The organism is Rhodanobacter sp. FW104-R8 (assembly GCF_001617365.1).
Lineage (GTDB): Bacteria > Pseudomonadota > Gammaproteobacteria > Xanthomonadales > Rhodanobacteraceae > Rhodanobacter.
In genome coordinates this window covers 47,002-60,792 of record NZ_LVJR01000028.1, presented here as the reverse complement: position 1 = coordinate 60,792, position 13,791 = coordinate 47,002, and the positions used below count along the sequence as shown (strand labels likewise).

At 69.7% G+C, this 13,791-nt stretch carries 16 protein-coding genes; 9 read left to right on the top strand and 7 right to left on the bottom strand.

Going from position 1 to position 13,791, the window contains the following annotated elements:
- Nucleotides 1-37 precede the first annotated feature (37 nt).
- The 7 genes from RHOFW104R8_RS09140 to RHOFW104R8_RS09110 form a co-directional block, all read right to left on the bottom strand.
- Nucleotides 38-586 carry a DsbA family protein gene (locus RHOFW104R8_RS09140; protein WP_068093883.1) on the bottom strand — a complete coding sequence of 183 codons (549 nt, stop codon included), beginning with the start codon at nt 584-586 and terminating at the stop codon, nt 38-40.
- Nucleotides 586-1,098 (bottom strand): redoxin domain-containing protein, encoded by a 513-nt coding sequence (locus tag RHOFW104R8_RS09135; protein ID WP_068093885.1) that lies wholly within the window; start codon nt 1,096-1,098, stop codon nt 586-588. Before RHOFW104R8_RS09135 ends, RHOFW104R8_RS09140 begins: the two co-directional genes overlap by 1 nt.
- Before the next feature lie 34 nt (nt 1,099-1,132).
- On the bottom strand, nt 1,133-1,516 hold the full coding sequence (locus RHOFW104R8_RS09130; protein WP_068093888.1) for a conjugal transfer protein TraR: 384 nt from the start codon (nt 1,514-1,516) through the stop codon (nt 1,133-1,135).
- 115 nt (nt 1,517-1,631) lie between these two features.
- The gene (locus tag RHOFW104R8_RS09125; RefSeq protein WP_068093892.1) at nt 1,632-2,936 is read right to left on the bottom strand and encodes a S8 family serine peptidase; all 1,305 of its coding nucleotides are present in this window, start codon (nt 2,934-2,936) and stop codon (nt 1,632-1,634) included.
- Nucleotides 2,933-3,580 (bottom strand): hypothetical protein, encoded by a 648-nt coding sequence (locus RHOFW104R8_RS09120; protein WP_068093894.1) that lies wholly within the window; start codon nt 3,578-3,580, stop codon nt 2,933-2,935. Before RHOFW104R8_RS09120 ends, RHOFW104R8_RS09125 begins: the two co-directional genes overlap by 4 nt.
- Nucleotides 3,577-4,161: an RNA polymerase sigma factor gene (locus RHOFW104R8_RS09115; protein ID WP_068093898.1), complete on the bottom strand. Its 585-nt coding sequence runs from the start codon at nt 4,159-4,161 to the stop codon at nt 3,577-3,579. The genes RHOFW104R8_RS09120 and RHOFW104R8_RS09115 overlap by 4 nt, the downstream gene beginning before the upstream one ends.
- 76 nt (nt 4,162-4,237) lie before the next feature.
- Nucleotides 4,238-5,137, bottom strand: coding sequence for a hypothetical protein (locus tag RHOFW104R8_RS09110; protein WP_235604376.1), 900 nt, complete (start codon nt 5,135-5,137; stop codon nt 4,238-4,240).
- 272 nt (nt 5,138-5,409) lie between these two features.
- On the opposite strand from RHOFW104R8_RS09110, the gene RHOFW104R8_RS09105 reads away from it, so the two are divergent.
- The 9 genes from RHOFW104R8_RS09105 to RHOFW104R8_RS09065 are packed head-to-tail and all read left to right on the top strand — an operon-like array spanning nt 5,410 to nt 13,711.
- Nucleotides 5,410-5,847 (top strand): FdtA/QdtA family cupin domain-containing protein, encoded by a 438-nt coding sequence (locus RHOFW104R8_RS09105; RefSeq protein ID WP_068093900.1) that lies wholly within the window; start codon nt 5,410-5,412, stop codon nt 5,845-5,847.
- Nucleotides 5,832-6,497 (top strand): acetyltransferase, encoded by a 666-nt coding sequence (locus RHOFW104R8_RS09100; protein ID WP_063089809.1) that lies wholly within the window; start codon nt 5,832-5,834, stop codon nt 6,495-6,497. Before RHOFW104R8_RS09105 ends, RHOFW104R8_RS09100 begins: the two co-directional genes overlap by 16 nt.
- Nucleotides 6,498-6,504: 7 nt before the next feature.
- Nucleotides 6,505-7,452: a hypothetical protein gene (locus RHOFW104R8_RS09095; RefSeq protein ID WP_068093903.1), complete on the top strand. Its 948-nt coding sequence runs from the start codon at nt 6,505-6,507 to the stop codon at nt 7,450-7,452.
- Nucleotides 7,439-8,371, top strand: coding sequence for a GNAT family N-acetyltransferase (locus RHOFW104R8_RS09090; RefSeq protein ID WP_068094045.1), 933 nt, complete (start codon nt 7,439-7,441; stop codon nt 8,369-8,371). Before RHOFW104R8_RS09095 ends, RHOFW104R8_RS09090 begins: the two co-directional genes overlap by 14 nt.
- 14 nt (nt 8,372-8,385) lie before the next feature.
- The gene (locus RHOFW104R8_RS09085; protein ID WP_153021691.1) at nt 8,386-9,513 is read left to right on the top strand and encodes a DegT/DnrJ/EryC1/StrS aminotransferase family protein; all 1,128 of its coding nucleotides are present in this window, start codon (nt 8,386-8,388) and stop codon (nt 9,511-9,513) included.
- Nucleotides 9,510-10,760 carry an O-antigen translocase gene (locus RHOFW104R8_RS09080; protein ID WP_068093907.1) on the top strand — a complete coding sequence of 417 codons (1,251 nt, stop codon included), beginning with the start codon at nt 9,510-9,512 and terminating at the stop codon, nt 10,758-10,760. The genes RHOFW104R8_RS09085 and RHOFW104R8_RS09080 overlap by 4 nt, the downstream gene beginning before the upstream one ends.
- Before the next feature lie 2 nt (nt 10,761-10,762).
- The gene (locus RHOFW104R8_RS09075; protein WP_068093908.1) at nt 10,763-11,707 is read left to right on the top strand and encodes a glycosyltransferase family 2 protein; all 945 of its coding nucleotides are present in this window, start codon (nt 10,763-10,765) and stop codon (nt 11,705-11,707) included.
- Nucleotides 11,704-12,882, top strand: a complete 1,179-nt coding sequence (locus tag RHOFW104R8_RS09070) for a hypothetical protein (RefSeq protein ID WP_068093909.1) — start codon at nt 11,704-11,706, stop codon at nt 12,880-12,882. Before RHOFW104R8_RS09075 ends, RHOFW104R8_RS09070 begins: the two co-directional genes overlap by 4 nt.
- A complete protein-coding gene (locus RHOFW104R8_RS09065) occupies nt 12,869-13,711 on the top strand; it encodes a Wzz/FepE/Etk N-terminal domain-containing protein (protein ID WP_068093910.1) in 843 nt (280 codons plus the stop codon). The genes RHOFW104R8_RS09070 and RHOFW104R8_RS09065 overlap by 14 nt, the downstream gene beginning before the upstream one ends.
- The last annotated feature ends 80 nt before the right edge of the window (nt 13,712-13,791 follow it).

The window sequence follows — 13,791 nt, the reverse complement described above, 5'->3', positions numbered from 1 at the left end:
CGTGGTGGTTGGCGTTTCGGGTGCCGGCCGCATGCTGTCACTGCTGCCGCGCGATCACCCGGCCGATGGCGTGTACCAGCGAATCGAAGTCGCCCTGGTACAGGTAGCCGTTGACGTAGAAGCTGGGCGTGCCGTTGACGCCGCTGTGCACGCCGCCCATGAAGTCGCGGCGGATGCGGGCGTCGATGTCGGGGTCGCGCAGCGTGGCGGCGATCGTGGCCTCGTCCAGGTCCAGCGCGCGCACACCGGCCTCCAGGCCGGCGGCGCCACGCGGGGCCCAGGCCGCCTGGTTCTCGTACAGCCAGTCGTGCATGGCCCAGAACCGGCCCTCGACCGCCGCGGCCTCGGCCAGCTCGGCCGCCAGTTGGGCGTACGGGTGGGCCTGAGCCAGCGGGAAGTGGCGGAACACGAACCGCAGGTTGCCGGCGTAGCGGTGCTGGATCTGCTTCACCAGCGGGTAGGCGCTGCCGCAGGCGGGGCACTGGAAATCGCCGTACTCCAGCAGGGTCACCACCGCGTGGGCGTTGCCCTGGACGTGGTCGTGTGCGGAGACCGGCACGGCCAGGATCGCATCCTCGTGCAGCATCACGGGGCCTCCTGCGCGCCGTCGGCGGGCAGCGTCTTCTGGATGTTGTTCGAGGGCAGCGCCTCGAGCGCCTTGACGATGCCGGCGGCGCCGGGGTTCACGCCCATCGGCGACAGGTAGCTCCAGCGGATCACGCCCTCGCCGTCGATCACGAACAGCGCGCGCTGCGCCAGGCCGTGCTGCTCGTCGTACACGCCGTACGCGCGGGCCACCCGGCCCTTGGGCTCGAAGTCGGACAGCAGCGGGAAGTGGTACTTGCGCTCGCGCGCCAGCGCGGCGTGGCTCCACACGCCGTCGACCGAGATCGCCAGCAATTGCGCGTTGAGGCGGGCGAACTCGTCGAGCAACTCGTTGTAGAGAGCCAGCTGGTCGCTGCACACCGGGCTCCAGTCAGCGGGGTAAAACGCCAGGATCACGTTGCGGCCGCGGAATTCCTTCAGCGCCACGCTCTGGTCGGGAGTGGCGTGCAGGGTGAATTCCGGGGCGGCGGTGCCGGCGGCAAGCAGGCTCATGGCGGGCTCGTTTCGGGCGTTGTCGATGGATGGGTCATCCGCGGGCTTCGCGATCGCGCTCTTCTTGCACGGTGAGCACGGCTTCGGGCGTGGTCTCCAGCCGGGCCTTCGGGATCGGCTTGCCGCTGAGGTCGGACAGGCCGTAACTGCCCTCGTCGATCTTCTGCAAGGCGCGCTCGATGTTCGCCACGCGGTGATCGTCCACGTCGTGCAGGGCCTGGTCGACTTCGCGCTGCGACAGATCCTGTGCGTCGTCCTCTTCTTCCTCGGCCTCGTCGCCGTGCTGCAGCCGGAATGCCCGCTTGCCGGCCAGGTCGGCCTCCTCGCCGCCCAGCAGCTGCTTGCGCAACGCCAGCAGGCGCAGGCGTTGCTGCTCGACGAACCCCCGGCTCAGGCCGGTGTGCCCCTTCGACGACATGGAATGCTCCTGACCGCGGCCCCGCTCATGGGCGCCCGGCTACATTGCGATCAGTCGGGTGAATGCGCTGTAAAAAATCGACTGGCGAACGGCCGCACGGTGTTGCGACGCCGGATCAGCGGGTGGCTTCCCGCATGCTGCGCAGATCCGCCACGGCCGACGCGGCGTTCACCTGGAGGACCCCGCCGGAAACCTTGCTGCTGCGTAGCAGGAGATCATGGACCGTGCGCGTCTCCAGTCCGGGCACGAGGGACAGCAGCAAGGCGGCGATCCCGCTCACGTGCGGCGCGGCCATGGACGGCCCGGAAGTGAAGTCGTAGCTGCCCCCGGGCTGGGTGGTCAGGATGTCGTTTCCAGGGGCGCTAAGCACGCCGGGCGGCGCCGTCGACGGGCCGCTCACGCGCACGAGGATGACCCCCGGCGTGGCGTCGGGGAATCCGTCGACGTTTCCCTCCGGCGGGATCGCGGCGACCACGATGCGGCCCTGTTCCAGGATCTGCACCAGCAGCAGGCTGAGCAGCGGGTCCGCGGGGCCGCCCAGGCTCAGGTTGACGATGCGCGCGTCGGTGTCGAGGATCGCCGCCAGCGCCTTGGCCAGCGTGAAGGAGTTGCAGCGTGCGCCGGCATGCGGCGCGGGCGGATACCAGCAGGCCTTGTAGACGCTGAGCGTGGCCTTGGGCGCCATCCCCACGATGCCCTGATGGTTGTCGCCCACCGCGGCGATGACGCCGGCGACTTCCGTGCCGTGGCTGTCGCGGTTGAACGCTGCCGCGTCGTCGTCGACCATGTTGTGCGCATCGTGGATGCGCCCCTGCAGATCGGGATGCACCAGGTCGACGCCGGTGTCGACGATCGCGATGCGCACCCCGCTGCCCTGGCTGAAGTCGTGCGCGCGGGCGGCATCGGTTTCGACGAAACCGCGCTGCAGGCTGACGTAGGGATCGTTGTACCGGTGTCCGCCGCCGGGTCCCTTTGCATAGACGGCGTAGTCATGCAGCGGCTGCGCGAGCCGCACCCGGCGGTCCCCGGCGAGCACCTTGAGCAGGCTGTCGCGGCTCGCGCCGGGCGGCGGCTGCAGCACGATACAGTACAGGCCGAGGGTCTTGATCGGCCAGCCGGCGACCTCGCTGAACCGGTAGTTTTTCTTCAACGCGGCCAGGGTGGATGCCGCCTGCTGGCCGGCGCCGTAGTACCTGGAAGGGGCATAGCCGAGCAGGCTGGAGCCGGCATGCAGCGGCGGCGGCTCCAGCGGATTGGCGACGGCCAGGATGATGTCGCGCCGGCTGTCCATCGCGGACGCGCTGGCGACCGCCATGCGGCCGCCGCCGGCGCGGTTGTCCGGGGTTGCCATCGGGCGCGTGCGCGCACATGCGCCCAGGGCAGCCGCCATCACGACCAGGAGGAGGGTGCCGTGCTTCATGGCGTGGCGGCGACGGGCTCCGCCAGCAGGATGCCTCGCGTGGTGCGCAACTGCTGCAGCGCGTGTTGCGCGGTCGAGGCAGGGCTCACCGGGGCGACCATGTAGGCGCCGACGTCGTTGGGACCGCCCACCACCTGCAGCCGCAGGGCATGCAGCAGCGCGTTCCAGTCGGCCAGCGTCATGCACGCATCGGGCACGACGCGGATCGCCCCCGGGGTCGCCGCCGGCAAGATCTCCCGGGGTTCCTGGCTGAGCGTGCGATACGCGGGGTTGTCGCCCGCCGACCACAGCTTCACGCCCAGGATGCCGATGCCGAGCGCCTGCACCAGCACCGCGGCGACCAGTGCCCGGCTCAGCCAGTTTCCCGCCCGCGAACGCGGGCGGGCTTCCTGCGGCTCGGGCGTGTCGAGGCGGGCCAGCAGGCGCCCCAGTCCGGCCTCGACGTCGACCGGAACCTCCGCCGGCAGCGACAGGGCGAGTCGCAGGCGGCTTTGCTGAGCGAACTCCGCACGGCACGCTTCGCATTGCGCCAGGTGGTCTTCCAGCCAGGCGCCCTGTTCCCGCGTGGCGCTGTCCTGCAGCACCCACGGCATCATTTCCCAGGCGCGGACGCAGTCCTTGCCCGAATCCATCGGGAACGTCATGGTGCGCTCTCCGTGTGTCTGGCGGAGTCGCCCGCCAGGCCCGGCAGCACGTTGCGCAGCTTGACCCGCGCGTGGAACAGGCGCGCCTTCACCGTACCCACCGGGCACTGCATGATGACGGCGACGTCGTCCAGGGTATGCCCCACGCCGTAGACCAGCTCGATCACGACGCGCTGGTCCGCCGACAGGCGTTCCAGCCCCTTGCTCAGCCAGTCGCGCAGCTCGCGATCCTCGTCGAGGTCGTGCGCCGGGGTGCGTTCTTCATGCCGGGGGTCATCTTCGACGGGTTCGTCGCCGTGCTGGCGCAGCGCCTTCAGTCCGCAGCGATAGGCAATGCCCATCAGCCAGGTGGAGACGCGCGAATCCCCGTGGAAGCTGCCGGCTTTCTGCCAGGCGATCCAGAAACAGTCGTTGATGACTTCCTCGATGACGTCGGCGCGCCGCGTCAGGCGGGTCAGGAAGCGGCACAGCCTGCCGTGGTAGCTGTGGTACAGGATCCCCAGCGCGACGCGGTCACCCGCCGACATGCGTTGCAGCAGCATGCGGTCGGTGACGTCGGAGTCGGTATCGTCGTCGTTCATGGCCTGGAGGAAGTACGCAGGACCGGACCCGGTCGCGAGGTAAGTACCGCAGCAGTGCAAAAAGGTTGCCTCCGGATCAGAAGGACCGCGAGACGGTGGCGACCCAGGGCGAGGCGTCCATGGCGTCCCATTGCCAGCGCGTCTCGGGGTCGGCCAGGATGCGGTCGAGCTCGATCCGCCAGGGTCCGTCGCTCCACGACAACCCCACGTGGCCATAAGTCCGGATGCCCGTGCCGACACGTTCATAGGCACCGGCATGATCGTACTCCCGTCGGCTCGCGTGACCGTAGCCGTAGGCGTCGTAGGGTGCAATCGGGAATTGCGCGGCACCCGCTCCGGCGGACAGGGAGACATGGTGCGCCAACGGCCAGTGGAAACTGATGTCCGCGGCGCCGCGCAGCCGGTGCCGCCCCTCGCTGCCGATGACATGGATGGCCGACAGGCCGAAGGTCAGCACGTCCCGATAGGTCCAGCCGAGTCCCGCTTCGGCGCGGTCGAAGGCCCTGGAGCGGGACGTGCCGGCATAGCGGTAGTAGAGCAGGTTGGCCTGCATCTGCCAGTCGCCGGCAAGCGACCAGTGGCGGGACGCCTGGGCGAGGGCCGCCACCAGGCGACCTGGCGAGCGCACCTCGGCGCTGCCCGACAGGCCCAGCGACCAGCCGGCCGGAAAAGTCCACGAGGCAGCGCCCTGCCATAGGGGTGTCTGGCGGGTGATCGCCTGACCCCGGTCCACCAGCTGCGAGCTGAGGGCCACGGTGCCATTGAAGGTGGCCGACTGGGCATGCAGGGCCGGCGGCAGGCACGCGCCGACGAGCAGTGCCGCGAAGCCGGCCCGGATGGTCTGGCCGAAGCGGGCAGGGCGGCGCCGCGCCTGCGCCGCGGGCGGGTCAGGCGCCTGCGGCCCGCGCCCGCGGAACCGTGCCGGCCACGGCGCGGAGCGATCCGGTAACGCATGCCAGTGAGTCGTTGGACGCATCGGTTCGTGGTGGAACGGCCAGGGTAGACGGCGGCGGCGTTCGCGCTTTCCCGGGTGGGACGGCGCGGGGAGCTTCAGGCGGTCGGCACGGGCTGCAGCATGTCACGGATGGAGGGTGCCCAGGTACGAGACAAGATCGTCCGGATCCACGGAGCCGGCAAGTCCGTCGCGTGACGCTCCGCAGGTGCCTGCCGCCGCCGAGGCAACCTTTCGTTCGCCGGGCGGCACACAGACAGGTCGGTTCTCCTCGATGTCACCGCCGGGCCCGGAACATGGAAATCGAACGCATCCCGTTGCAGAAGCACGGCGACAGCCGCGGCATGCTGGTCGCCCTGGAACAGGGTCGCAACGTGCCCTTCGTGATCCGGCGCGTGTATTACCTGTTCGCCACCCACGGCGGCGTGCATCGGGGCCGGCATGCGCATCGCCACCTCAACCAGCTGGCGGTGGCGGTGCGCGGCTCCGTCACCTTCCTGCTGGACGACGGCAGCGGGCCGGTGCAGGTGGTGCTCGACGACCCCTCGTACGGCCTGCACCTCGGCAGCATGGTGTGGCGCGAGCTGTACGACTTCAGCGAGGATTGCGTGCTGATGGTGCTGGCCGACCATCTGTACGACCCGGCCGACTACATCACCGACTACGCCGCGTTCCTGCGCGAGGTCCGCGGCCCGGTGTACCAGGAGGGCATGGCGGCATGCCAAAGCCTCTAGTCCTCGTCGGCGCGGGCGAGTTCGCGCAGATCGCCTGCGAGTACTTCGAACACGACAGCGACCATGACGTGGTCGCCTTCAGCGTCGAGCGCGACTACCTCGCGCAGCCGCTGCTGGCCGGCCGTCCGGTGGTGGCCTACGAGTCGCTGGAGGCGCACTACCCGCCGGGCGAAGTCGACGTGTTCGTCGCCGTGCCGGCCAGCCAGCTCAACCGCCTGCGCACGCGCCTTTACCAGGACGCGAAGCGCCGCGGCTACCGGCTCGCCACCTACGTCAGCTCGCGCGCCTTCGTGTGGCGCAACGCCGAGGTGGGCGAGAACAGCTTCATCTTCGAAGGCAACGTGGTGCAGCCGTTCGTGCGCATCGGCAACAACTGCGTGCTGTGGAGCGGCAACCACGTGGGGCATCGCACGGTCGTGCACGACAATGTGTTCGTCGCCTCGCATGCGGTCATCTCCGGCTACTGCGAGATCGGCGAGAGCAGCTTCGTCGGCGTGAACAGCACCTTCAACGATCACGTGAAGGTCGCCCCCGACAACGTGATCGGCGCCGGCGCGCTGGTCACCCGCGATACGGAACCGGGCCGGGTCTACGTCGGCTCGCCGGCGCATGCGGTGCCCGACCGGTCCAGCCTCGACGTGAGGCTTTGACGAGCGCATGTTCGCCTGGACCAAACGGGGGCTGGTCTTCGACACCGCGCGGCAGGGCGTGGGCGGCTGGATGCGCCACTCGGCGCTCACGCCGACGCCGTATCGCCTCGACGATGAGCTCATCCGCGTCTACGCGGGGTTTCGCGATGCCGACGGTGTCAGCCGGATCGGCTACGTCGACGTGCGGGCGGATGACCCCGCGGCGGTCGTGCGGGTCAGCGCCGAGCCGGTGCTGGACATCGGCCGGGGCGGCTGCTTCGACGACAACGGCGTGATCCTGGGCGACCTCGTCGATGCGCCGGGCGGCCTGCACCTGTTCTACGTCGGCTTCCAGCGCGTGGCCAGGGCCAAGTTCCTGGCCTTCAGCGGCCTGGCCGTTTCCGGCGACGGCGGCAACAGCTTCCGGCGCACGCAGGAAACCCCCATCATGGATCGCGCGCCCGGCCGCAGCACCATCGGCGCGGTGCATTCGGCCATGTACGACAACGGCCGCTGGCGCCTGTGGTACGCCGTGGGCGACGACTGGGAGACCATCGGCGGCCAGCCGTTTCCGCGCTACCACATCCGCTATGCGGAGACGGCCGATCTCGCCGCGATTCCGCGCGCGGATCATGTCTGCCTGCGGCCGCGGGGCAGCGAGTACCGCATCGGCCGGCCGCGCGTGTACCGGCGTGGCGGCCGCTACGTCATGGTCTTCACGCGGGGCAACGTCACCGGCGAATACTTTCCCGGCGTCGCCAGCAGTGATGACGGCATCGCCTGGGAACGCCACGACGAGGTGCTGGGCATCGCGCTGTCCGCCAGCGGCTGGGACTCGCGCATGCTCTGCTATCCCGCGCTGATCCGCGGACGCGACAAGCTGCTGATGTTCTACAACGGCAACGACATGGGCGTGGACGGCTTCGGCGTAGCCGAGGCCGACTACGGCGACGGTGGTGCCGATGTGCAGCGTTAGGCCCTACGCCCCCGCCGACGTGAATGCGTGGGATGCGCTGGTCGGGCGTTCCCGCAACGGCAACCTGCTGCATCGGCGCGGCTACATGGATTACCACGCCGACCGCTTCGTCGACCAGTCGCTGATCGTCGAACGGCACGGCGAGGCCGTGGCGGTGTTCCCCGCGAACATCCGGGATAACGTGGTGACCAGCCACGGCGGCCTTACTTATGCCGGGCTGATCACCACGCACGCGTTGCGCGCCGAGTCGACGCTGGCCGTGTTCGAGCAGATCGCCAGCCACTATCGCGCGCTGGGCGTGCAACGGGTGATCTACAAGGCGGTGCCGCACATCTTCCATGCCTATCCGGCCGAGGAGGATCTGTATGCCCTGCATCGGCTGGGTGCGCGGCTGCAGCGCCGCGACCTCTCTTCGGTCATCGCGCTGCGCGAAGCGTTCCACTTCACCCAGGGCCGCCAGCGCGCCGTCGACAAGGCCAGGAAAGCCGGCATCGGCCTGCAGACCAGCACCGATCCGGCGGACTTCCACGCGCTGCTGACCGAGGTGCTGCACAAGCACGGCACCCGGCCGACCCACAGCCTGGCGGAGCTGCGCCTGCTGCAGACGCGCTTCCCGCGGCACATCGTGCTGCACGAGGCGCGCCGCGAGGGCGCCCTGCTGGCGGGCGTGCTTGTCTACGATTTCGGCAGGACCGTGCACACCCAGTACATGGCCGTCTCGGAGGAAGGACGGCGGCTGGGCGCGCTGAGCTTCCTGCTGGCGCAGCTGATCGGCGGCGTCTATGCGGGACGGACGTATTTCAGCTTCGGCGTCTCGACCGAACAGGAAGGGCGGGTGCTCAACGGCGGCCTGGTCACGCAGAAGGAATACTTCGGCGCCCGCGCCGTGGTGCACGATTTCTACGAGTGGCCGCTGTGATGGGGAGCGCGCTGATGGAAGCTGGCCTGGTGGACGTCCCGTTTCTCGACGTCAGGGCGATCAACGCGCGCCATGCCGACGAGCTGAAGGCGGCGGCCGCACGGGTGATCGACTCGGGCTGGTACATCATGGGCGAGGAGCTGGCGGGCTTCGAGCGCGAGTTCGCCGCCTATTGCGGCGTGCGCCATGCCGTGGGCGTGGGCAACGGGCTGGACGCGCTGTCGCTGATCCTGCGCGGCTACCGGCAGCTCGGCGCGCTCGGCGAGGGCGACGAGGTCATCGTGCCCGGCAACACCTTCATCGCCAGCTTCCTCGCCGTCAGCGAGAACCGGCTGGTGCCGGTGCCGGTGGAACCCGATCCGCTGAGCTTCAACCTCGACCCGGCCCGCGTGGAGGCGGCGATCGGGCCGCACACGCGCGCGATCATGGCGGTGCACCTGTACGGCCAGCTGGCCGACATGCCGGCGCTGGCGGCGCTGGCCCGGCGGCACCAGCTGCTGCTGATCGAGGATGCGGCGCAGGCGCACGGCGCCGGCAGCGATGGCTGCAAGGCCGGCGCGTTCGGCGACGCGGCGGCCTTCAGCTTTTTCCCCGTCAAGAACCTGGGCGCGCTGGGCGACGGCGGCGCGGTGGCGACCGGCGACGCCCGGCTGGCGCAGCGGATCGCGGCGCTGCGCAACTACGGTTCCGAGGTGAAGTACCGCCACCTGTATCAGGGCGTCAACTCGCGGCTCGACGAGATCCAGGCGGCGATGCTGCGGGTGAAGCTGCGCCATCTCGACGAGGACGTCGCCTGGCGCCGCCGCGTGGCGCGCCGCTATCGCGACGGCATCCGCCATCCGCAGATCCAGCTGCCGCAGGTGGCGCACGAGGAGCAGCATGCCTGGCATCTGTTCGTGGTGCGCTGCCTCTGCCGCGACGCGCTGCAGCGGCATCTGCTGGTGCACGGCATCCACAGCCAGGTGCACTACCCGGTGCCGCCGCATCGGCAGCCGGCCTACCCGGCCCTGCACGATCTCCAGCTGCCGCTGACCGAGCGCCTGCACGAGGAAGTGCTGAGCCTGCCGATGGGGCCGACGCTGGGCGAGGACGCGGTGGAGCGCGTGATCGCCGCCTGCAACGCGTTTGCGTGTCCGGCATGAACATCGTCCGCGCCGGCTTCTATTCCGCGCTCGCCACCGGGGCGCGGCTGCTGGCGGCGCTGGTAGCGGTCAAGCTGGTGGCGTGGTTCGCCGGACCCGAGGGCGTGGGCAAGCTGGGCCAGTTCATGAGCCTGATGTCGCTGCTGGCCGTGCTCGCCGGCGGCGGCATCGGCGCCGGCATCGTGAAGTACGTTGCCGAATACCGCCACGATCCGCCGCGCCTGGCGCGCCTGCTGGCCGCGGCGCTGTGGTACGCGCTGTGCGCCTCCGTCCTGATGGGTTGCCTGGCGCTGCTGTTCAGCCGGCAGCTTGCCCTGTGGCTGCTGGACGATCCCGCCTACGCGGGCCTGATCCGCGTGCTCGCGGTGGCCCAGCTCGGCATCGCGCTGGTCAACTACATCCTGGCCGTGATCAACGGTTTCATGGACGTGCGCCGGCTGGCGCTGATCCAGGTGCTGGGCTCGCTGCTCGGCATCGTGATGGTGGTCTGGCTGGCGCGCTGGCTGCATCTGTACGGCGCCCTGCTGGCGCTGATCGTGGGCCAGCTGCTGTGGCTCGTGATCGGCCTGCCGGCGTGGTGGCGCAGCCCGTACTTCCAGCGCAGCATGCTGCGGCTGCGCTTCGACCGCGAGATGACCCTGCGGCTGGCGGCCTTTTCGGTGATGACGCTCACCGCCGCCCTGGTCTCGCCGCTGGTGAATATCGCGGTGCGCGACCATCTCGCGCTGCAGCTCGGCTGGCAGCAGGTCGGCTACTGGCAGGCGGTGAGCAAGGTGTCGGACGCCTACCTGCTGTTCCTCACCGCGGCCATCAACATCTACTACCTGCCCAAGCTCGCGTCGATCCAGGGACGCGCCGCGCTGATGGCCGAGCTGCGCAACGCGTACCGCTACATTCTGCCCGTGGTGGTCGCGCTGGCGGCGGCGGTGTACGTGCTGCGGGAATGGGTGACGCGCCTGCTGTTCAGCGCGGACTTCGCGCCTGCCAATGCGCTGTATGGGCCGCAGCTGGCGGGCGACGTCATCAAGATCGCCTCCTTCATCCTTTCCTACGTGATGCTGGCCAAGGCCATGACGCGGCTGTTCGTGATCTCCGAGTGCGTGTTCGCGGCCAGCTACCTGGCGCTGGTCTACGCGTTCACCGCGCACTTCGGCCTGGTCGGCGCGATGTACGCCTTCGCCGCCAACTACCTCGCCTACCTCGCGTTCAACGTGCTGGTCGTGCGGCGCTACCTGGGAGGGCAGTGACGATGGCGCACGACGTATCGAAAGGCGCGGCGCCGCCGCTGGTCTCGGTGCTCATCCCGGCGTTCAACCACGAGCGCTTCGTGCGGCGTTGCCTGGACAGCGTGCTGGAAGATCCCTATCCGGCGAAGGAGCTGATCGTCATCGACGACGGCTCGACCGACCGCACCGGCGCGCGGATCGCCGACTGGGTGGCCACGCATTGCATGGACATCCCCATCGAGTACGTGCGGCGGGATAACCGCGGCATTGCCGCGACCCTCAACGAGCTGGCGGCGCGCGCGAACGGCGAGTTCCTGCGCCCCGGCGCCAGCGACGACTACCTGCTGCCCGGCGGCCTCGATGCCCAGGTCCGCTACCTGCAGGCGCACCCGGGCAAGGGCGCGGTGATCGGCGATTCGGTGGTGGTCGACCAGGACGGCAGGAAGCTGCACGACAGCGGCATGTGCGACCTGCACGGCGCCGACAAGAGCCTGTACCGCTCCGACGACGGCATCCGCCGCGCGGTGATCCGGCAGTGGGCGGTCGGCGGGCCGGTCGCGCTGATCAGGAAGAGCGCGCTCGACACCGTCGACCGCTGGAGCGAGGGGCTGCGCATCGAGGACTGGGACCTGTTCCTGCGCCTGGCCGCGCGCGACGCGCTCGGCTTCGTCGACGTCGGCGTCTGCGCGTACCGCATGCACGAGGCGAACCTGAGCCGGACGCGGCACATCGAGACCCGCCTCGGCAACCTCGTCGAGTCGAGGCACATCGCGCTGCGCCGGGTCGGCCTGTTCGACGAGCCGTACCGGACCCTGCTGCGCGCGCAGTCGCATTACATCGGCGCCAAGATCTCGTTCCTGGAACGCAGGCCGGGGCCGTTGCTGCTGCACATGACGGCCTACCTGTCGCTGGTCGTGGCCGCCAGGGCCAGGCAGCCGCCGACGGTCCACGGCGCGGAGGGAACATGAAGCGGCTGCTGCGCCTTCCCTCCATCTGGCTGGGCCCGCCGATCCTGCTCGCCTGCGGGCTGACCTGGCTCACCTACGATCTTTCCGCCGACTACCTGCAGGGCCTGCTGCTGCTGGCCGTGCTCGCGGCGGCCATCATCCTGTTCGACGTGCAGGCGGGGGTGCGGTTGCCGGAGCTGGCCCGGTTCCGCGTGCGCCATTACGCCGGCACCCGCGAGGCGTTCCTCGCGCTGGCGCTGGCCGGGCTGATCGTGGTGTTCTGCCTGCTCGACCTCGCGCTGTTCCCGATCCCGCTGTTCGACAAGCCGTCGGCCTATGCCTCGATGGACGGCGGCCGCGCGCACATCCGGCATGTTTCGGACATGTGCTGGGTGCTGCCGCCGATCGGACTGCTTTGCGCCAGGAGCCGGCGGCTGCGCATCGCGCTCATCGCCATCGGCTTCGTGTTTCCGGTGCTGGTGATCGACCGCAACCGGCTGTTCGCCACCTTCTTCTCGTTCGGGCTGGTGCTCGTGCTGCGCCGTGACGAGGCCAGGCCGCTGCCGTGGAGGACCCTGCTTGGCCTGGCGCTTGCCGGCAGCAGCATCTTCTCGATCCTCGGCATGCTGCGCTCCGGGCCGCTGGAGCACATCACGCTGCCGTTCAGCGCGACGTACCACGCCGCCCCGCAAGGCATCAAATGGCTGCTCCTGTACGCCAGCGCGGGTCCCTACAACTTCAGCGCGATCCTGGCCAAGGGCTACCGCAACGCCGACTTCCTGATCAACCAGCTGGTGCCGCTGCACGGCTCGGTGGCGACGGCCGGCACGGGCATCCCGCTGGATGCGCCGAACATCAACGTGGGCACCGAGTTCTTTCCTTTCCTGATGGCGTTCGGCCCGTTCGGCGCCGCGCTGGCGGTGTTCGCGCTGTACGCGATGCTGCTGTGGAGCGTGCAGCGGCTGCGCCCGGCGGTGCCGCTGTTTTCCCTGCTGATTTTCCTGCGCGTCGCCTACGTCTGCGTGATGTCGCCGTTCGGGCCGCAGGCCTTCACCTGGACCAACGCCGGCTTCATCGGTATCTGCCTGTTGCTGCCGGCCATGGCGACATGGCTGCCGAACCGGAGGGTGCCGGCCGTCGCGCCCACCCCGTCTCCACCTTCTCTCCAGCGAGTAGCGGACCATGGAACACGATGAAATCTATCTGATCGACCTGTGGCGGATCTTCACCCGCGAGTGGAAGTGGTTCGTGCTCGTGCTGGTGCTGACCCTGGCCAGCACCTACGCCTTCGCGCACCTGGTGAAGCGCCAGTGGGAGGCGACCGCGTGGATCCAGATCGGCCAGGTCGGGCAGGTGCCGCCGGGCCAGGACCCGAAGGTCGAGCCGCTGCAGCGCGTGATCGAGCGGCTGCAGCTGGTGCCGTTCGAAAACGAGATCCTGCACGGCGCCGGCTATGCGAAGACGTCGTCGGTGGCCCAGCTTTACCGCAAGAGCCTGAAACTGGAGCCGCTGCTCTACGCGGGCTCGCTGGTCAAGCTGAGCGTGCGGGGCTACTCCCGGCAGCAGGCCAGCGAGCTCGCCGCGGCGACGGTCGCCCGGCTGCGCATGGTCCACCAGGGCCTGGAGGAGGCGCCGCTGCGGGCGGCGCGCGCGCGGCTGGCCCAGGTCGAGGTCGACCTGCAGACCGCCGAGGCCGACCGCGCCCACTATGAGCAGGCCGCCGCGCCGGGACACAGGGGCGGGACGGGCGGCAAGGACATCGCGGATCCGGTGCTCGCCAGCCTGCTGCTGGCCAACAAGAACGAGGAGATCCGCGGCCTGCGCCAGCTGCGGATCGATCTCGTCGAGCGCCTCGGACCTACCTACACCTACCAGACATCGATGATGTGGCCGGTCTATGTCCCCGACAAACAGGCGTTTCCGAACCCGGAGCTGACCTGGGGGATCGGCCTGCTGCTGGCGGTCTTCCTGGGTTCGTCCGCGGCCCTGGCGAGGAACGTCGCGCGGCGCCCTGCGCGGGGGTAGCCCGCTTTCGCCTGCGCCGGCCGGGCATTCAACCAAAGCGGCCCGTACCGGCACTCACCACGGTGGGCCATGGAGACCCG